The following is a 19,040-nucleotide window of genomic DNA, read 5'->3' on the forward strand; positions in this document are numbered from 1 at the left end:
GGGTTTGTATTTTTTATTGCTTTAATTAAAAGCTTTATTTCTACCTAGTTTTTGTTACGGTGTTTTTTATATTATTAATAATATAAACATTATAAATACTCACTAAAATAATAGCGAGCACACAACCAATTATCACTATTTGGTTATTACTTTCTGAAAAATCGAAAAATGTATTAAATTTTTTAATATACTCAGAACGTATATAATAACTAATAGCAATACCAAAAACAACTGCTATTACAGTTGTTACACTTATAACAATTTGGTAAAATTTAGCAATACTTTGGTACGTGTAACCTATGGTATAAAGGTTAACAATGACGTCTTTATTTTTTTGAATTATAAGATTAAAACTCAATAAAATGAAAGCGATTGACAATGCTATAATGACCAAAGCAATACCAGTTATAAATATTAATCCTGATTTAAAAAAGAATGAGAGTTTGCTAAATTCTAACTTCTCTTTACTTATATCGTAATTGTTATCATTAAAATAGCGAAGTATGTTCTCGTCTGAAGGATTATTAAATTCAACTAAAACTCTACTAATCCGTGACGTATCTGCACGACCGAATTTTGTATTAGCATAACTTAAAAATGCTTCGGGCACTAATATGGAATTTATCTTATTTGAAAATCCCACAATTTTTGAACTGTAAACTTCTGTGTTACTATTACCAGACACTTTAAGGTTAAATGCTATCTGCGAAATTGTATTTTTAGATAATACTGGTAAACCTTGACTTTCTGCAAATCCGAAATTATAGAGCGTTAAATAAGATTCTGGAATAACTATGGGTACAAAATTTTCTGTTTGGTTCCATTGCCAATCTTCAGATTTCACATCTAGATAATCATCTGGTATACTTTCAAAAAACAAGTCGGTTTGAAAAAGAGGTATACTTTCCGATTGATTAGAAAATGCTTTTATTTTAAAATTAGCATTATTAAAAACAGATATATTTTTGACAAATGGTTGTGCTTTTAATTCCTCTAACTCGTTCGGTTTAAAGTATATTTTTTGTTTATCAATAGATTTAAATACCGAAACCTGTTTACTAATTACAGCGGTTTTGGCATTAAAAACATCGGTTTTTTCGTTTATTAAAGGTTTAACATCTATAAATAATTGAATAGTAGATACAATAATAAATACACCAATGAGTAAGGTTAACATATAACCAAACAATTGTGTTTTTACGAGCGTTTTTTTTTGTAATTTTTTGAGCATAATTACAAATTTATTGTTGTATCAAAATTAAAGGCAAATACTTCATCTAGAGCCGTCATTATTATACCTGCATTTTGTTGTTTGGCTTCTTTTTGAATTAAAGCTGAGACTATTTTAATGTTGGTAGGATCGAGATGACTAAAAGGCTCATCTAACAATATAAAATGGAATGGTTGGCACAAGGCTCTAATTATAGCAACACGTTGCTTTTGCCCTAACGACAGATTTTCTACTAAACTATCTCTTTTATGTCCAAGGTTAAGATGGTTAATAAGCGCATCTATTTGGTCTTGAGTCTTATGGTGTGTTAAATTATTTTTGAGTATTATATTTTGAAATACGCTAAGACTAGGAAATAATTTATAATCTTGAAAAACATAACTTAGTTTTGTTTTTCGTAAACTAATCACGTTAATTTCTGTATCAGAATTGTAGTTTATCTTTCCTTCATAATTAGTACTGCTTCCGTAAATAAAATTTAAAATAGATGTTTTGCCGTGACCCGAATTTGCCTTTATTAAATAGTTTTTTCCACTATTAAAAACAACATTAGGTTGCATGTATATGTCAGAGGTAGAAACTTCGTCCTCTGACATATAAGATGGTTTTATGTTATTTAAAATAATAGTCATAAAAAATTATAATCCCATATAACTATTATAGCTTCTATCTATAAGGCTTAACATATTATTTAAACTGTTTTTATTATTGTCTTTCGTTTTTAAATCTAATTGCATCGTGTAATTATCAATTTGTTTTAACTCTAAAGATGAAGCAAATTCACTCCACATATCAAAAACCCTACCTTCTCTACTATTCTGAGCTTTAGTAAGTTCTTTTTTTATGGTATTTGGATAAGTATCAAAATCTAAATTCATAGAGGCATAAAACGCATTATTCTTGAAATTTGAAACTTGATTTGACATTAACAAACTACCTGATTTTAATCCGCCATCTTTAAACGCTTTTACACTTGCTTTATCGTTAGTAAAATAACACGTATTAGAATTAAAAGCTAAGTACATGTCGTATCTATTATCAATTTTAATTTCATAATAATCACTTCGCTTTTGTAAATCATTTTCAGGAAGTTTTTCAATAATTTGCTTTATATACGTGTTAGAAGATATATCAAAAGCTAATCCCATAATTGGTAAAGGTTCTGTTTTAGTGACAGTATCAGAGTAGTAATTTTGATAAGTATATTCGACTTCCTTAATATCTATTAAATTAAAAACTGCACTTCCCTTAAAACTTCCAATAAATTCTTTAAGTGTAAAACCCATTTCGTTTTCGAACTTATTTTCCATTTTATCAAAATCATTTTCTGATTTTAGCATATTATAGTATGCCATAGGGTTCATTGATACACTCGCATTTGCCAAACTATTTTCAGGTAAAAAACTTAATAAATCAGAATTAAAATTAGTGTTAAGAATTGGATCTTCTTCTACCATTTTTTTCACATCATCGTTAGGAAATAGTTTCCATTGCATAGACATATTATTGTTTTCAAAATTTAGATGAGCAGCCACATAATTATCTGCAATATCAAAATCTAATTCACGCATCATACGTTTATATTGGTAATTGTCTTCTAAGAGGTTGGTTGAAAACCAAAGACTAATATCTTTTTTATTATTGTAAAATGTAGTAAAATCTTTGTTTTGTGTAATTTGATTATTTTCTTTTAACCCAAAAAGTGTATTTATGGTTAAATCGAAATTTTTTCGACTTTCATAGTTTTTTGAAGTCAAACAAATCACCTTATTTTTATCCCAAGCAAAAGCGACATCTTTATTTACGATGATGTATTTGTAAGATTTTTCATTTTCCACATCAAAAGAAACACCTCCTTTATCTAATAAATCTTCAATGAAAACTGTGAATTTTTCTTCATTTTTGAGATCCAGTGCCATCGCATAATATTGCTCGTCTTTAGCCTCGTTAACATAAAACATGAGTAAATCGTTGGTGAAATCTAATCCCGTTTCTGTAGGATCATCTATAACGTTTTGCATCATTCGTGACACTTTTTTGTTTTCGTTTCTAATTTCTTTTTTAAAGGTTTTAAATAAATCAAATTGCTCTAACTCATTTAATTCTCCTTTTTTAATTAAACTATAAACATCAACAACTGTAACGACATTTGTGCTCTCTGGTATAATAGATAAACTACTAGGTTTACTACTGCATGAAGCAAGCATTATAAGAGCTAAACTTACTATAATAACTTTAATGAATTGGGTAGGTTGTAATAATTTCATGTATTAAATTGTTTTTTTTAATTGCTTACGCGTTAAAGATAAAAAATCGGTGCTGCTATAATAATTTTTCTAAATTATTTTAAATAAGAAAATGGAACTTACATCACCTTTTCTGCCAAATACTTCTGCACTTCATATACATCAATACTCTTATTAAACTTTTTGCTTACCGATGGAATGTTCTCGCTTGAAATCCAAATTTTTAGTTCGGCATCTAAATCAAAAGTCCCAGAAGTTTCTAAAGAGAACCGAGAGATACTTTTGTACGGCATGGACTTGTACTCTACCTTACTCCCCGTAATACCTTGCACGTCTATAAGAATAAGACGCTTGTTGGTAAACATAAACACGTCTCTAAAGAGTTTAAAACCAAGTTCTATTTGCTCGTTATTGGTTAATAAGCGTCCGTATTTTGTAGTTAATTGTTCCGTTGAAGCTTGGCTTGCGTTACCAAGTATTTTGTTAAGTAGTCCCATAGTTTTTGGTTGTTTTTTTAAAAGCTCTAATATTGAAAGTTAAAGTTTTTCGTCATAAGATTTTATAACCAAACAACTGCCATCTTTCACTACAACTTCGTACAGCATTGAATGCTCGTAATCTTTCCAGGTCATACCCTCTAATTTTATAAAATTTTCATTATTAAAGTATCTCACCCAATTATCGGTTTCTGAACTAGGCTCTATATATGCCACACGATAGCATATCTGCTCTTCATCATCTTCTTTATTTGTAAGATAACATGCTACATGTCTATCATAATTATCAAATTCTACAACATAGGTGATATATTCAGTTCCATCTTCTGTAACATCTAATATGTAGTCACTGTTATTTTGAATTATCTTAGATTTAGATACTCCTATTTGGGCACTCACGGTTAATGTTGTAAATATTAAAATTATTAATGTGATTACATTTTTCATGAAAAATAAAGGTTTTATGTTTAATTAAATATGATAGCACTTTCTCTGTAAAATTATTCAGTTTTATTTTAAATTATAAAGCTAAATAATTAAAATATCATTTGATTACGGTAAACCGTATTCAATAATTTTAATAACATAAACGTGATATTTTTAACAATTAACAGTAATGTTTTCTAATTGTTTATTGCTTATTTATACATCCTAGACAATTGTTGAAGTCGAAATCTTAATACTATTGCCATTATAGGTAAAACAACCAATAAAAATGGAAATAGTATACAAAAGAAAAAGAAATTCACTTCGTAATATAAAGTGCCTGTAAGGTTCGCCAGATTTATGGTGAAATCAGTACAATAGACATATAAATTACCACCTACATAAATCATCCAATCTATTAATGAATCAATCTTACTCATTTCGCTGATTTTTGCTGGTTTTTAATTTTCTAATTGCTATGGTGTAGTCTATAATTTTCACCAGTGAATACCACATAATAAATGGAAAAAGTATAACTAAAAAAAGAATATTAGCAGCCATATAATTTCCTGTAGAATGTAAAGTTTGAATGGCTCCAAAATATATTTTATCAGTAATATAAAAGTAATCTTTTAAAAACTTAACATGATGTTGTTTACAGTAACTTGTATTGTTATGCGCTATCCAACTACACTTTTGAGGACTCTTAACATCTGAGTTTATCGCCGTGAAACCGTAAGCAGTATAAGGTTTTTCCGTTATAGAATAGCGATAAGATTCATTTACAACTACCATTATAATATATGGTAGCAAAAGCAGACATATGTTTCTAAAAAGTCGCATATAACAATAATTAATTTATTAAGTTTATTCTTTTTCGGTATATCTCTTAATACACCAATACTTTTAAAAGTTAATCATTATTATTACTTTCTATATTAAATTCTATAAAAACCGGCAAGTGATCTGAAATCCTTCTTGCTGGAGCTAAGTTCTCACAATTTTGAATATAATCCACAACTCCCGTGTTAACTGCTTTAACTTGTTTGGAATAGTAAATGTTATCGATTGCATGACTCCGATAACTCCCATAACCACATTTTCGTTTTAAAGTTGTTTTTTGGTTTATTACTGCAGATTTAAAACCTTGTACGTATAGGTTGTTCCATACCTCATGTTTTTCATTAAGGTTAAAATCGCCTACAATTAATAGCTTATCTGTATTTAATCGCTCTTGATAATTTTTAAAATGAATGATTTCTAATTCTGGATTATCGTCGTGCTTCCGTGAGTGAAAATTAACAACATGAAACTTATAACCTGTGCTTTTTTCCTTAAATTCTGCAATATATGGTTCTCTCACTATTTCTTCGGCTAACTCCTTATCTAAATAAGCGCGTCCTTGTATATCTATTTTGCTCGTTTTCCATAAATAAGCATAGCGCTCACTCATATAAACAGATGGACTTTTTGTGGGATCACTTATTCTATAATCCCATTTAGCACCTTTTCTATTTAATTCATCTGCTATTTGTGCCACTTTTTGTGCACCAGCAGGATGTTTAGCCACCACCTCTTGAATGGCAACGATATCAAAGTCTTTTAAAACATCTACTATGAAGGCAATTTCTTCTGCATTTTTAGTTTGGCCGAGGTCTTGGATGTTCCAGGTGATAAGTTTTAAGGAATTTTTATCTGATGATATTAACTTACTTGTAGTTTTAGAAAAGCTAATTAATGTAAAACATAAACTTATAAAAAGAAGTTTTTTCATCCGTTAATCCCCTATTTTTTTTTAATAAATTCTTTAATAATTTTATCCATATTCGCTGGTAAATCTGCCATTTTAAACTCAAAATTACCTTCTTCTAACCCCATGCCATACAACCAGTCAGACCAATATTTTTTAAGTACATCATAGTCATAATCATTATTATTTGTCTTAGTTGGATTTACACCTAAAACCAAAATCTCGAGATTTGACAGATCTTGACCAACCGGAATAAATCCGTGTTTATTAGATTCCATTACTTCTTTCCAATTAGATGTATTCAATTTTTTCTGTCTTATTTTTTTAGGTGTAATGTATGAAGATAAATTACCTTCGTTCAAATTACTATCTTCATAGAAAATATAGCCATCGGTTAATATTACTAAAATATTTCTGTAGTCTTTATCAATACAGTAATCTTTTACTTTGTTTTTAAAAAAGCCCCAAGTATCAGACCCATTATCGTGATTTGCATCCTTTAAGGCTTGTTTATAAATTTCTAACCCAAAATAGGCATAGGTAGAACTTATTTCGTTTATAAAATCTATTGTACCATTGTCTCTAGTGACATGGAATTTTAACTGATTAGATAAATCATTAATTTTAGGGTTTAAAGGTTCTGGATCAAAATACAATTGAATTTTATCATCCAATTGTCTGGATTTTTTATACTTAATCTCATCTCCAAAAGCTTCGGCAACAGACTTTAAATACCCAACGTCTCTTCGATAAAATTGCATACTTTGATTATTATATTTTATTGTATCAATTCTATCTGATAAATCAAGAAGAATACTAATATTTAAATTAGCCGATTTCTTATTTTGATTATTAGTTGTATGAGGTTTACCCTTGACAAGGTTCTTTTTATTTTCAGGTTCAGAAGCACAAGCAAGAAGTATTCCTGAAGTAATTACAAATACAAATAGTTTTTTCATCATCTAACTTTTTGAATAAATAGTATTTTGTGTTGAATCCTCATTAAGATTCAGTTTTATAAGATGCTCATTGCAAACCGTTTGACAATCTTCTAATAATTCGTCTTTTTGCTTTTTAGGTAGTGCTATTTCAGTTCCAATTGATTGAAACCACCCTTCTACATATTGATGGTGGTAATGAAGATATTTTTTTATTGGAAAAATAAATCCGTCAATTTTACTTTGAGCTTCAGAAGCTTTTCCTTTAAATTCAGTTATTTTTGATTTTAAAGAATCATTTTTCAAAACAAGCTCTTTTAATTGTGTTCTTATATTCGCCATCTCTTTCTTTTTCGCATTAATAAAGACATTAATTTTATCTAAACTTTCATGCTCCTTCATAACAAAATCGAATACTAACCCCCAAATAATATAAACTATAAATCCTGCAAAAATTATCACCCAAAACTCTGATTCTTTAACAGCAATAGATAGATCAAAATCTGGGGATGACGGAGTTCTATTAAATTCATAAATCTTTTTTTCAATAACATAAGCCAGTAATCCATCGAATAAAAAAGTAACTACAAATAGTAAAAACAATTTAATTTTACTAGCTATCCCAGATACCTTCTGCATCATATGTATGATATAGCCCAATCCCATAAAAACAAAAGGGATAGTTACTATAAGTATTGCCTCTAATGCACCGTCTTGCATCGCTTTTGTAAAAGCTTGTGCATCGAATATTGCAGACGATAGGCTATCATCATTAAATTCTTTAAAAAACACTGAATAGGAAGCAGAAATGTAAAAAACTAATAAATAAAGTGTTATAGGCAACAAAAGTGCAAGTCCTATATAAAATTTAACTTTTGGATTTCTCTCTATAATAAGTCCATGATTATCTGGATTTACTCTTACATCAATAATATCCTCTTTTATTTGTGACAATTGATTTTTACACTCAACTTGCTTTTCTTCATTAATTTCCTTTGCTGTTTCTAGTTTTTTAATTTCGGAATTGTGCCTCTCTATTTCTTCATAATAAGGTTTTTTTAGTTTTTCTTGCTCTATCTTTTGGTTTCTACATTGATCTTCAAAACTATTGTAAACATTCTGTAAACAAGCTTTTAACACAATAGGTTTACCTGATGCTTTTTGAGCTGCTGCAAAACCACTTTGATAATACGTTATTCTTATATTATCTTGATTCTTTGTGTCAAAACTTAGATCCTCATCTTCTAACTTTTCTTTTTTTACTGCAAAAAGGCTTCTTAATTTTTCCATAATTACTCGTTTATTTTTAACAGAATTTCTTCAACTGACAGATTTTGTTTAGCACATTCTAGTAAAAAATCAACTAATTGTTTTAGGTTTTCATCCAAAAACCCAAATCTCTTACAATATTTAGACAATGTATTACGCTCATCTTCAGTAACAATACCATCAGCCCAAATCATTTTAGCTAAATCATTGAGGTATTCTATTTTCTGATTTAATGTGTCAGGTATTTGAGCATCACTTGTAAGTGGGTTTAGCAGAACTTGCTGCAATTGTTCTTCAGACACTCCTCTTTCTTCTGCAAAGTGGTACAACATTTTTAATTCAAGTATATCAAAATTGTCATCAGAAAATGCAATTTGATAAAGCCGTAGGAAATGACTTTTTAATTTATTTGATATTTCCTTCATAATACTCTTTTAATTTCAGTTTAATAATCAAATGTATATGAAACTAAGAACCAACCCTTACGGTAAACCGTAATCCATCAAAAAAAATGACCTTAAAGAATTTGTAATCACATACTAAATGATTTTTCTCATGGTAAACAAACCTAACTGAAATAACAATATTCACCTTACGGTTTTCCGTAAGCACTCTCAAATAATAAAAACAAAGTCTTCATATATTGCTGATATGATTAATTGTAAATAATAAAAAGAGGAATGATATTTTGGTTAAAATCATTCCTCTAAAATCATAATTAATTTAACATCAGCCAACAATAACATTTTAAGTAACTACTGGATCTGGTGGCGGAGGTGGTGGCGGAATATCCTCTCCTTCATCACAACAAGCTTGTGGAGCTATTTCATCAACTAAACTCTCAGGGTTGCACGAAAAGAATGCTGTACTGAGGAAAACCGTAAAAACTATTACATATATTTTTTTCATTTTGTATTAGATTAAAAATTAAACAATAGTGTTGCTGTCCGAGAAATTCTCAGAGCTATAGTTGCTTAGCAACACTTACTAAATTTTTGAAGAGACGTCTCTTCGCTGGGAAGATTGGAGAGCAGAAGTAAAACAGAATTATTTCTTCCCAAAGAATAGCACTATTTCACTTTGCTTCTCCATTAATAAAATTGAATTTTGTAAACCTTATTACACCTAAGGTGGTATTCAATTCTAAAGCAAAAGAATAAAGTTCATAATGGAATGTATGGAAATAGCATAGAAACTTTTTGGAAAAGAATTTCCATGCTATTTCCATTGCTAATTTGTAGATTTAACAGGGAAATAAAATAAATGACATGCAAGAAAAATTACTTTTAAAAGCTTTTGAAAAAGCAAAGAGCGAAGTGAATTCAGATAAAATTTTTACGAGAGCAAGACATTTATCGGAAAAGATTTATGAGATAAATCAATTTACGTATGGAGAAAGGAGTTTAACAGAAAAATATAAAGTAATCTATAGTGATCCAAAAAGCGATATTAACCTTAGGAAAGAGGTATTGGATGCTTTAAGTAAATATTTGGATTATGACAATTATTATGAATTCACAAAAAACCATGAAGAAGCATCTTCTGAAAAAAATGCATTTGCATTTTTAAAAAAGCATAGAGTTATAATTCTAGTAGTCCTACTACTAATTTCTAGTATGCTTATCTATAATTACACAACAAGACAGCGCTGGATGGTTTGGCAAAATGATCATTATGTAGAAGTTGATTTCGATGTAAAAAAATATAATGTTAATCAACTAAAAATATACAAAGAAGAACGTATACTTTATTTTAAAAAAATTGAACCAACATGTGATTACTCTTTTTTTAATGAGAATGGAAGTGTTTTAATATGGTATGGAAAAAATAAGGATAAGGAATTAGAATATTTCACTGCTCTAGGACTTCATCCTGAGACTAGCAAAACACTAAAACCAATAACTCAATATATGATAAACAAATATATTACTTGCCCATAACTATCAATTAAACGACAAACCCTTACAAGTTGAAATCTCGTTCTAATTACAATAGTAAAAGTCCAGTACGAAAGTACCGGACTCTTTTTGTGTTTTTACTATGAAACTCATGTTATAACGGGTAAGTATAAAAAAACCTAACAAATAAGACCATATTACATCTTACTTGTTAGGTTTAAGAACTATTTAAGCTCTACTTAAAATTATATTTTTATCAACTTTTTTTGATATAATGTTCCTGTAGTTGACATTGCTTTTACGGTATAAATACCATTAGGCAAGCCTTGAACAGAAATTTGTTTACCTTCTTTATCTATTTCACCTCCTTTAACACGGCTCATTAATCTTCCTGTTAAATCGTGAATTTCGATAAACTCAATCGCTGTGACCACTTCAAAACTAAGCAATGTATAGCCTGACGTAGGGTTTGGCGAGAGCCTCATTAGATCTGTAGTGTTTTCTGGTCTTAATGGAACTTGTGATGCCTCTGGTAAATACTGTATAAGTGTGGCTTTAGTTTCGGTACCACTATCATTTCTATAATTAGATATACCTCCACGACCTCTAAGATGAATACTTACCAAATCGGTTTCTCCATCACTATACACTTGTACTCGTAATGCAGCAGCAGTTATGGTTGACTCATATCTGCCATCCCATTCGTAGATACCACTATCAATCCAGCCACCTTGGCCTTCTTCTATCGTGATCCATTCGTCATTGTTTAAATAACTCACTCTCCACATCGCATTAGGTTGTGGTTGATTAGCATAAGTACCTCCAAAAGTAACATAGTTAATGGCTTTTGGTACTGTCCAATCTACTTGCCATACAAAACCATTATCTGCCTCTGGACGTCCTAAATTCTGCCCAAATGCTACACCATACTCATTCCAATCTGTTCTTATAAAATAATCATCTATAGACGGATCATATAAAATAGCTTGTGGTCTGCCACGGCCATCAGGTGTTGATCCTGTTACGGTTGCATCTTCCAAGAGTGCTAAGTTGATACTCTCATCTGGTTCATTTACTGCGGTACCATCACTTACCGTGACTTCCTTAGAAATTGTACCTACTAAACCATCGTTATCTGTAACTTGTAACGTTACTACATAAATCCCTGGAGATGCATAATTATGCACTACTATTGGTCCAGAATTAGAAGTATTACCATCACCAAAATTCCATTGGTAATTTACTATACTACCATCTTCTATAGTAGTACTACTATCAAAAGTAACATTAAGTGCATCTGTAGCAGCCGTAAAATTGGCTATTGGTGTACCTACAGGAGCCAAATACTGAATAAGTGTTGCCTTTGTAGCTGTATTACTATCATTTGTTCTATTAGAAATACCTCCACGGCCTCTAAGATGAATACTTACTAAATCGGTTTCTCCATCGCTATAAATCTGCACACGTAATGCATCTGCTGTTATTGCTGGTGATGCTGTACCATCCCATTCATAAATACCACTATCTATCCAGCCTCCTTGGCCTTCGTCTAACGTTATCCATTCCTCATTATTGAGGTAACTTATTCTCCACATCGCATTGGGTTGTGGCTGATTATAATACGCGCCACCAAAAGTAACATAATTAATCGCTTTTGGAGTAGACCAATCTACTTGCCATTTAAAACCATTATCTGCATCTGGACGCCCTAGATTCTCACCAAAACCAACTCCGTATTCATTGTAATCGGTTATTATATGATAATCATTAATTAAAGGATCATAAAGTATAGCCTGTGGTGTACCACGACCGTTAGAAACAGAACCAGATAAAATAGCTTCATCTAAAAGTGCTAAGTTGCTGTTTTCATTTGGGTCGTTGTCTGCAATTACGATATCGCAACCATCTGGGATGCCATTTTCATTAAGGTCTATGTTGTCGTCAAAACCTTCGCAAACATCAAACTCATTACAAACACCGTCGCCATCAGTATCGAGAATTTCATTATTTCTATAAATCGAAAATCTGAGATTAGCATTTTCATATGGGTATAGATATGGTACACTTATACCAACCCATGAAAGTGATCCACCCTCATAATTCTCTGTTTTTGGATAGCTTACATATACATGATTCTTTTTTTCGAATGGTGTAATTATATAATAATAAGAATTACCAGGAGTTAAGCTTACTGAATCACTAAACTTAAAATCTAGCCCATTACCACCAATAGAAATAGGTTGAGTCCCATCATCTGAATTAAAATAAATAGCATGTGTAGAAGCAACAGGGTTAACTGGCACAATTGCTTCAGCAATACCTTCGTATAGATCTAAAGTAAATACAAAATCAGAATGTATACTAGGTTTCATATTAACCTGAATTCCATCTACTTCAGTTATATCCTCTGGCACTGTAAAAGTTTGAACTAGATAATTATCAGGTAGTTCTATATTTATTTCATTATAATCTTGTAGTTCTTCTAGATTTTCTATAACGCCTAAATAATCACTAACACAACTTTGCACATTTACTATTCTTGTTACCTCTGTGGCTGTATTACCTGCATTATCAGAAACATTATAAGTTATGCTGTAGCTACCTAAAATGCTAGTATCTACTCCTGAAGCATCTATAATTATATTTTCTGATAAATCCCCCTCTATATTATCTGTCGCAATTGCACCTAATTCTTGATAAGTATCTCCAACGTTAAGATTTAATGGGTTATTTCCTAGCAAAGTGATTATTGGTGCTGTCTCATCAATTATATCAGGTCCACACTTATAAATTGAAAAAGTGATATCAGCATTAGCGTCGTGGTGATAAAAGGTGCCATCATCGTTTAATCGAAAGGAAGCTCCATCAGGGTAAGGGTTTGCCCATGGTGTAGAATTTAATGCATATCCGCCATATCCATGATAATCATCATACGTTTCTGGAGTAAGTGAAAAATAATAATTATCTCCTGGTATAAGACTTAAAGTGTTAGCAAATTGAAACTGCACTTCATAACCACTATATGTTTCCTCACTTGAAGCTTGTGCATAAATAGAAGAAGAAGCAATAACTGGATCTAGTCCATCCGTAGTTAATCCTTTATAAAGTTTTACAGTGAATTTATAATCTGCTCTCAATTCGGAAAATGCCAAAGTAATGCCATCTATTTCGTTAACACCTATAGGTACAACAAAAGATTGACCAAAGCTCATACGTATCGAAGGAACCGAGGCAATACCACCGGTCCAAACGTTATTTTCAATTTGAGGAATTCTATTTATACAAGGTTCAATAAATACTAATGTATCATTTACATTTACCATTCTAGTCACTTCTGTAGCTGCATTAGCAGCAGCATCAGATACATTATAGGTTACCATGTAATTACCTGCAGTACTTGTATCTACTGCTGAGGCATCTATAACAATAGTATCCGTAAGATCGCCATCTACGTCATCTAGTGCTGTAGCGCCAAACTCTTGGTAAGTATCGCCTACATTGAGTTCTATAGGGTTATCGCCAAGTAAAGTGATTATTGGTGCTGTTTCGTCTATTTCAACCATCAACACCTCAACATTATCGGATGCTGAACCTGTACAACCACTTGCGTTTGTAAAAGTATATGTTAGCGTATGCGTATCAACTCCTGCTACTGCTGGGTCAAAACTATAGGTAAGTCCATTACCATCATCTGTAACACCAGGTCCAGAATATATACCACCTGTTGGCAATCCGCCACCAAGACCTGTCTGTACTCCTACATCTTCATCTAAGTCTGCTGGTGCTGTAAAAGTTACTGTTGGTGAAGGTGTAATATATATAGTTACAGCTGCACTAGATACCGCAGTACAGTCATCAGATAAATTATCTGGGGTTGTATTGTCTGACTTCACAACTATTCTGTAATAATAATTGTCTGGTACGGTTGGTGTCACTGTTACAGTAGAGCCTGTTGCTCCTACTATGTCTTGCCATGGTGTACTAAAATCTGATGGTAAGAACTGCCATTGAAAACTTAGGCTACCATTACCTGTAAACTCAGATTCTAATAGAAAACTATCCGTACTGCCTTCACAAACCTGTAAATAATATTCTCCATTTACCGTAGTGGTTTGTATAGCTACTTCGCATATAGGAGTTTCATCTACATCTGTAACATTAATTGATAAATTCTGGAGGGTCTGTGCACCTTGAGAATCTGTGATTAGAACTCTTATATTATAGCCATTATTTCCACCATAATCCTGTGGGTTTTCAAAATCAGGAGCTACAGTAAAAGTGACCACACCAGTATTAGCCTCAATATCAAACAAGTTGCGATCAATTCCATCAGTCGTTGATATTGCATACGTTAAATCTAAGCCTGCAAGATCATCTTCCACATCTGTAGCATCAACATTATAAGCAAATGTTTGATTTTCTTCTACAGATACGGTAATATTATTTCCACCTACTGCCACTGGTTGTGTATTACTCGCAACCGCAAACACCTCAACATCATCTGATGCTGAACCTGTGCAGCTACTTGCATTTGTAAAAGTATATGTTAGTGTATGTGTATCTACTCCTGCTACTGTTGGGTCGAAGCTATAAGTTAGGCCGTTACCATCGTCTGTGACACCAGAGCCACTATAAATACCTCCTGTTGGTAATCCGCCACCAAGGTTTGCCTGTACTCCTGCATCTTCATCTAAGTCTGCTGGTGCTATGAATGTTACCGTGGGATTTGGGTTCTCTACAGTTGTAACAGAACCCGTACCTGTACATCCGTTAGCATCAGTAACTGTAACTGTAAATGTTTCGGCTGTGTTTACTGAAATGGTTGGCGTAGTTTCACCAGTTGACCAAAGGTAATTTTCATAGTCTCCAGCATCTAAAACGGTTGAGCTGCCTGTACAAAAATTAGTTGCACCGCTTATTGTGGGTGTTGGTAATGCATTTACCGTTATTTCCACATATGGTTGGTTACTAACTGAGTTTCCACAACCATCATAAACATCTAGACTTGATAAAGTATATGTAGTGTCACTTGTTGGATTTACGTCTATACTCCAAGATCCATTTCCTGAGCTATCCACAAAAATATAATCAAAATTACCGTTAACATCTTCTGACGATATTGTTAGACCCCAACCCTCATCATTACCTGATTGAAGACCGTTTAACGTTACAGTACCGCCTATTGTTGTACCGTTTCCGTTGCAAATATTACTACTACCTATAACTTCTACTGTTGCTGTTGAAGAATTAGGAACAGTAAAGGAAGGAGAAAAAGCACTTTCGCTGTTGCCGTCGTAGGCAGTTACTTGCACAACATCTCCTGGTGAAAATCTAGGGTTAAGAGGGGCCAACCAATAATTTCCATTACCATTGTTAGGATTATAAACCGTAGTTGTATAAGCTATACTGCCATTTTTATATATTCTAATAATAGTGCCAACTGGATTAGATGTATATCCTAATAAAACTGAGCTAGCAGTGCATATAGGACTATTAAAAATTGTTGGGACTTCTAGTGTGTTGCTCACAGCCATAATATCCACGTTAATATTATGGAACCCAAAATTATTTAAATCAGAAACTCCTGTTGGAGTAATTTTTACCTGAGAAATATCTAGAGCATTAACCGGATTAGAGGTCACCAAAGTTCCACTACCTACACCATAGGTAGTAGGATTAGAAATAACATCACCATCTTGATTTGTAACTGAAATAGTGCCTTGTCCAAGTGTATCATAATCAATACTATTAAGACTGAAGTTTGTAGGGCTTCCATTCTTTGTAATAGATAACGTGTAAGGCGTCAATGGATCTATAGCACTTAAGTAAAATATAAGATCTCCTCCTCCAAGATGATCGAGCTCTTCATTACCGGAATGAAAAACAGTTAATACATAAGTATCGCCTCCACTAACAATCGTTTCTGTAATACTTGTACCATTATCAACAGCTGTATCAATCGTAAAATTCAAGTTTTGAGCATTACTTTGCCAACTAAAGGCAAGTATAACCAACAGTAAAAACTTTGTTATGCCGTTACGAGCGAGATGAATTGCATCTTTATCGAAAATTGAAAAAGAGAATTTCTTGTTTTGAAATTGGAATGTTGTTTTTGTTTTCATACTAAGATAATTGTTTTAGTTCAACATTTAATAACACAAAAAGACCACACCAGTTTATGGTGCAGCCTAAATGCAATTTCTCTATGTAAATTGTGTTGTAATGTTGAGGGTTGATTAATTAATAGCTTGTTAAAATTAAGCATTAAAAATCAGTAAATCAGACCCTTAAAATAAAAAACCGACGAATTGTATTAGAAATCAGTTTTGTAGGAATTGTTTTCGATAAAAAGTAAATAAAAGCGTTAAAATTACGTCTTAAACTTTAAGAAAAACCACTAAACCACTCATTAAAACACTGAAAATGAAAGACCTACTTATAAACAAATGGTTGAACCAAAATTTACTAGATAACAATCTATACTTCAGAAACCCTAACTAATTTGTCATAGGATTAATGAAGGATTTAGTTTCATCATATTTTATCATAAAAAAACCTAACAAATAAGACCGTATTACATCTTACTTGTTAGGTTTAAGAACTATTTAAGCTCTACTTAAAATTATATTTTTATCAACTTTTTTTGATATAATGTTCCTGTAGTTGACATTGCTTTTACGGTATAAATACCATTAGGCAAGCCTTGAACAGAAATTTGTTTACCTTCTTTATCTATTTCACCTCCTTTAACACGGCTCATTAATCTTCCTGTTAAATCGTGAATTTCGATAAACTCAATCGCTGTGACCACTTCAAAACTAAGCAATGTATAGCCTGACGTAGGGTTTGGCGAGAGCCTCATTAGATCTGTAGTGTTTTCTGGTCTTAATGGAACTTCTGATGCCTCTGGTAAATACTGTATTAGTGTTGCTTTGGTATCTGTACCACTATCATTAATATAATCTGATACTCCTCCTCTAGCTCTTAAGTGTACACTTACTAAATCTGTAATACCATCGCTATACACTTGTACACGTAATGCTGCCGCTGTTATCGCTGACTCATATCTACCATCCCATTTTACTTTTTCTGTTAAAGCTTGGATTTCTTCATAAGTTGACTCTGGGTTAAAAATAGTTTCAACATCTGTTTCAGGGTTTTCTTCTGTTAACAAAACATAACATTTCGCATTACTTTTATCTCTTCCCGCCCTTCCTGCTTCCTAATAAAGTGATTCCATTGAGGCTGGCATTCCATAATGTACAGTAAAACCTATATTCTTTTTATTAATCCCCATACCAAAAGCTTTTGTAGCTGTTAGTAATGTAAATTTATTTTGTTTGTATTCGTCTTGAACTTTTACTTTATATGTTTCAAAATCTAAATCGTCATTATAATTTCTTGGTTTTGAACCAGAATAGAATTTTATGGGAACATTAAAGTTAGTTGACAATCTATTTGATAAGTCAAAACAACCATTTCCACCATTCACAAAAGGGGTAAATATTAAACCACACTTAGGATTTTCAGCTTCAGGTGCAAAAAGATTATCTTCTTCAATATGATTTTCAATAATAGTAGTAACTTCTTGATATTTATCTCCCTTATCATTGATTACAATAAACTCTAATTCTGGCCGCGTATAATCAGTTAACGTTTTACGTTCTTTTGGTCTGTATTAAATTCTAACTGAATATCTTTTAAAACATTAACTGAAGCCGTTGCGGTTAAACCTAAAAAGTTAATTGTAGGGCAGTATTTTTTTATGGTATTTGACAAATTTAAGTACGAGGTTCTAAAGTCGTGTCCCCATTCTGACAAACAATGTACTTCATCAATTACGGCATAAGAAAAGTCCAATTGTGAATTAATAGCGACTAATCTTTCTCTAAAATCTTTTGTTTGAAATCTCTCAGGTGAAATAAAAACAAAGAAATATTTTCCATTACTATAATTGTCTAATATTTCTGTTCTTGCAGCACCACCTACATCACTATTTATTGATTCTATATTTTGAATGTATGCTTGATTAAGGTCTTTAACTTGATCATACATTAAAGATTTTATTGGACAGACTACAAAACTTATACAAGGCTGTAAAAGACAAGCTAGTTGATAAGTCAAAGATTTTCCTCCGCCTGTTGGCAGTAGACCTATTGTTGTATTATTCTCTAAAATATTTTGAATTATAGAAATCTGACCATTATTAAACCTATCGTATTCAAATATGTTTTTAAGAAAAAACTCTAAGTTTTCTAAGTCATTAGATTCTTCATTAAAAAGAAGTTTGTATTTAAATTTAGTAGAAGTGCTAAGTTTAAAATAATTAACTCGGTCTAATTTATTTTTATTACGATTATGAAATAAATCTAAATAATCGGTTCTAATATATATAACATCTTCATTAAGAAAGTTTTCATCTGTCTAACGCTCAAAAAGACTAAAATCAATTTTAATACAATTTCTTTTTGATAATCTAATTCGAAATTTTTGTTTGTCATTTAACTAAATATATATATTGATTTGCTTTTACTAATTAATGCCAAAACAATTAGATATAAACAATTGTCCATATCCAATATACAGACCAAATATAAAAAATCATGAATTTATATAAAAGCACCAATATCACCATATAAAAATTACTAAGGTTATTTTATTGTACTATCCCTTAAACTGTTACCAGAACTCAAAAGTTCCTAATAATTTCAATTTTACAGCTAATTTGCCTCTATTATTTATTACGGTTTAATTTGGGGCGGTTCACGGTTTTATTGCGGTTTTA

17 protein-coding genes are annotated in these 19,040 nt (G+C 31.4%); 1 reads left to right on the forward strand and 16 read right to left on the reverse strand.

Annotated features, from left to right (window positions below; all coding sequences use genetic code 11):
• Positions 1 to 40 precede the first annotated feature (40 nt).
• From KO504_RS05030 to KO504_RS05085, 12 genes are all read right to left on the reverse strand, one after another.
• Positions 41 to 1,231 carry an FtsX-like permease family protein gene (locus KO504_RS05030; RefSeq protein WP_215925240.1) on the reverse strand — a complete coding sequence of 397 codons (1,191 nt, stop codon included), beginning with the start codon at positions 1,229 to 1,231 and terminating at the stop codon, positions 41 to 43.
• 2 nt (positions 1,232 to 1,233) lie between these two features.
• Complete coding sequence (locus KO504_RS05035) at positions 1,234 to 1,827, reverse strand: ATP-binding cassette domain-containing protein (protein WP_215925241.1); 594 nt, start codon at positions 1,825 to 1,827, stop codon at positions 1,234 to 1,236.
• A gap of 42 nt (positions 1,828 to 1,869) precedes the next feature.
• Complete coding sequence (locus KO504_RS05040) at positions 1,870 to 3,498, reverse strand: DUF4836 family protein (RefSeq protein ID WP_215925242.1); 1,629 nt, start codon at positions 3,496 to 3,498, stop codon at positions 1,870 to 1,872.
• Positions 3,499 to 3,596: 98 nt separating this feature from the next.
• Positions 3,597 to 3,974: a PH domain-containing protein gene (locus KO504_RS05045; protein WP_215925243.1), complete on the reverse strand. Its 378-nt coding sequence runs from the start codon at positions 3,972 to 3,974 to the stop codon at positions 3,597 to 3,599.
• A 39-nt stretch (positions 3,975 to 4,013) separates the two neighbouring features.
• Entirely contained in the window at positions 4,014 to 4,421 is a 408-nt protein-coding gene (locus KO504_RS05050) for a hypothetical protein (RefSeq protein ID WP_215925244.1), read from the reverse strand.
• A gap of 191 nt (positions 4,422 to 4,612) precedes the next feature.
• Positions 4,613 to 4,840 (reverse strand): hypothetical protein, encoded by a 228-nt coding sequence (locus KO504_RS05055; protein WP_215925245.1) that lies wholly within the window; start codon positions 4,838 to 4,840, stop codon positions 4,613 to 4,615.
• Positions 4,833 to 5,213 carry a hypothetical protein gene (locus KO504_RS05060; protein ID WP_215925246.1) on the reverse strand — a complete coding sequence of 127 codons (381 nt, stop codon included), beginning with the start codon at positions 5,211 to 5,213 and terminating at the stop codon, positions 4,833 to 4,835. The genes KO504_RS05055 and KO504_RS05060 overlap by 8 nt, the downstream gene beginning before the upstream one ends.
• A 100-nt stretch (positions 5,214 to 5,313) precedes the next feature.
• Complete coding sequence (locus tag KO504_RS05065; protein ID WP_252723621.1) at positions 5,314 to 6,174, reverse strand: endonuclease/exonuclease/phosphatase family protein; 861 nt, start codon at positions 6,172 to 6,174, stop codon at positions 5,314 to 5,316.
• 11 nt (positions 6,175 to 6,185) lie between these two features.
• The gene (locus tag KO504_RS05070) at positions 6,186 to 7,112 is read right to left on the reverse strand and encodes a hypothetical protein (RefSeq protein ID WP_252723622.1); all 927 of its coding nucleotides are present in this window, start codon (positions 7,110 to 7,112) and stop codon (positions 6,186 to 6,188) included.
• Positions 7,113 to 8,378, reverse strand: coding sequence for an ABC transporter permease (locus KO504_RS05075; RefSeq protein WP_215925247.1), 1,266 nt, complete (start codon positions 8,376 to 8,378; stop codon positions 7,113 to 7,115).
• 2 nt (positions 8,379 to 8,380) lie between these two features.
• Positions 8,381 to 8,782, reverse strand: coding sequence for a TerB family tellurite resistance protein (locus tag KO504_RS05080; RefSeq protein WP_215925248.1), 402 nt, complete (start codon positions 8,780 to 8,782; stop codon positions 8,381 to 8,383).
• A 322-nt stretch (positions 8,783 to 9,104) separates the two neighbouring features.
• Positions 9,105 to 9,266, reverse strand: coding sequence for a hypothetical protein (locus KO504_RS05085; RefSeq protein ID WP_215925534.1), 162 nt, complete (start codon positions 9,264 to 9,266; stop codon positions 9,105 to 9,107).
• A gap of 359 nt (positions 9,267 to 9,625) precedes the next feature.
• On the opposite strand from KO504_RS05085, the gene KO504_RS05090 reads away from it, so the two are divergent.
• Positions 9,626 to 10,297, forward strand: coding sequence for a hypothetical protein (locus KO504_RS05090; RefSeq protein ID WP_215925249.1), 672 nt, complete (start codon positions 9,626 to 9,628; stop codon positions 10,295 to 10,297).
• Between the two features lie 203 nt (positions 10,298 to 10,500).
• Here KO504_RS05090 and KO504_RS05095 read toward each other — a convergent pair whose 3' ends face one another.
• The 4 genes from KO504_RS05095 to KO504_RS05110 all read right to left on the reverse strand — a co-directional run bounded on the left by KO504_RS05095 (position 10,501) and on the right by KO504_RS05110 (position 18,649).
• Entirely contained in the window at positions 10,501 to 16,377 is a 5,877-nt protein-coding gene (locus tag KO504_RS05095) for an immunoglobulin-like domain-containing protein (protein ID WP_215925250.1), read from the reverse strand.
• A gap of 500 nt (positions 16,378 to 16,877) precedes the next feature.
• Positions 16,878 to 17,429 carry a T9SS type A sorting domain-containing protein gene (locus tag KO504_RS05100; RefSeq protein WP_215925251.1) on the reverse strand — a complete coding sequence of 184 codons (552 nt, stop codon included), beginning with the start codon at positions 17,427 to 17,429 and terminating at the stop codon, positions 16,878 to 16,880.
• A gap of 48 nt (positions 17,430 to 17,477) precedes the next feature.
• Positions 17,478 to 17,876, reverse strand: a complete 399-nt coding sequence (locus KO504_RS05105) for a helicase-related protein (protein ID WP_354667385.1) — start codon at positions 17,874 to 17,876, stop codon at positions 17,478 to 17,480.
• A gap of 29 nt (positions 17,877 to 17,905) precedes the next feature.
• Complete coding sequence (locus tag KO504_RS05110; protein WP_215925526.1) at positions 17,906 to 18,649, reverse strand: DEAD/DEAH box helicase; 744 nt, start codon at positions 18,647 to 18,649, stop codon at positions 17,906 to 17,908.
• Positions 18,650 to 19,040 lie beyond the last annotated feature (391 nt).

The organism is Winogradskyella psychrotolerans (assembly GCF_018860565.1).
Classification (GTDB): domain Bacteria; phylum Bacteroidota; class Bacteroidia; order Flavobacteriales; family Flavobacteriaceae; genus Winogradskyella; species Winogradskyella damuponensis.

Bases quoted from the DNA above. Each gene is read 5' to 3' on its own strand.
- KO504_RS05030 (WP_215925240.1), bottom strand. From the start codon at position 1,231: ATGCTCAAAAAATTACAAAAAAAAACGCTCGTAAAAACACAATTGTTT.
- KO504_RS05035 (WP_215925241.1), bottom strand. From the start codon at position 1,827: ATGTCAGAGGACGAAGTTTCTACCTCTGACATATACATGCAACCTAAT.
- KO504_RS05040 (WP_215925242.1), bottom strand. From the start codon at position 3,498: ATGAAATTATTACAACCTACCCAATTCATTAAAGTTATTATAGTAAGT.
- KO504_RS05045 (WP_215925243.1), bottom strand. From the start codon at position 3,974: ATGGGACTACTTAACAAAATACTTGGTAACGCAAGCCAAGCTTCAACG.
- KO504_RS05050 (WP_215925244.1), bottom strand. From the start codon at position 4,421: ATGAAAAATGTAATCACATTAATAATTTTAATATTTACAACATTAACC.
- KO504_RS05055 (WP_215925245.1), bottom strand. From the start codon at position 4,840: ATGAGTAAGATTGATTCATTAATAGATTGGATGATTTATGTAGGTGGT.
- KO504_RS05065 (WP_252723621.1), bottom strand. From the start codon at position 6,174: ATGAAAAAACTTCTTTTTATAAGTTTATGTTTTACATTAATTAGCTTT.
- KO504_RS05070 (WP_252723622.1), bottom strand. From the start codon at position 7,112: ATGATGAAAAAACTATTTGTATTTGTAATTACTTCAGGAATACTTCTT.
- KO504_RS05075 (WP_215925247.1), bottom strand. From the start codon at position 8,378: ATGGAAAAATTAAGAAGCCTTTTTGCAGTAAAAAAAGAAAAGTTAGAA.
- KO504_RS05080 (WP_215925248.1), bottom strand. From the start codon at position 8,782: ATGAAGGAAATATCAAATAAATTAAAAAGTCATTTCCTACGGCTTTAT.
- KO504_RS05085 (WP_215925534.1), bottom strand. From the start codon at position 9,266: ATGAAAAAAATATATGTAATAGTTTTTACGGTTTTCCTCAGTACAGCA.
- KO504_RS05090 (WP_215925249.1), top strand. From the start codon at position 9,626: ATGCAAGAAAAATTACTTTTAAAAGCTTTTGAAAAAGCAAAGAGCGAA.
- KO504_RS05095 (WP_215925250.1), bottom strand. From the start codon at position 16,377: ATGAAAACAAAAACAACATTCCAATTTCAAAACAAGAAATTCTCTTTT.